We start from the raw sequence: 589 nt of genomic DNA, 5'->3' as shown, positions 1-589 counted from the left end.
TTGCAGTGGATACTGACTCACTCGCATTCGGCAAAACTTCTTGCTGTTAAGCGAGTATCACAAAACAAAGGCAGTAAAACGCCCGGAATAGACGGCGTCATCTGGAATACGGATACGCGCCGCATGAAAGCAGTCAATCAATTGAGCAGAAAGGCTTATCAAGCCAAACCGCTCAAGCGTATCTACATCCCTAAGAAAAACGGCAAGCTCAGACCTTTGGGTATCCCGTGCATGGTCGATAGAGCGCTACAAGCGCTTCATCTTCTTGCACTAGAGCCTGTGTCAGAAACACTTGCTGACCCAAATAGCTACGGATTTCGGCGCAATAGAAGCACTGCTGATGCTATTGCTCAGTGTTTTCTCTGTTTGAGTAAAAAGCAATCCGCGCAATGGGTTCTTGAGGGAGATATCAAAGCCTGTTTCGACAAGATTGGGCATCAATGGCTTATGAATAATATAGCTGTAGATAAACGAATGTTGGAACAATGGTTAAAGTCTGGTTTTATGGACAAAGGGCTGTTCTATCGCACTGACGAGGGAACACCACAAGGCGGGATCATATCTCCAACCTTGATGCTGATGACTCTTG

The 589-nt window shown here is 46.0% G+C and carries 1 protein-coding gene; it reads left to right on the top strand.

All coding sequences use genetic code 11. The features are described 5' to 3' along the window. A partial coding sequence (locus JIG41_RS04660; protein WP_199524316.1) for a reverse transcriptase domain-containing protein occupies nt 1–589 on the top strand: 589 nt, incomplete at both ends.

The sequence above is a fragment of the Pseudoalteromonas sp. bablab_jr011 genome, assembly GCF_016464045.1.
Classification (GTDB): domain Bacteria; phylum Pseudomonadota; class Gammaproteobacteria; order Enterobacterales; family Alteromonadaceae; genus Pseudoalteromonas; species Pseudoalteromonas lipolytica.
This window is presented reverse-complemented; position numbering and strand designations above follow the sequence as displayed.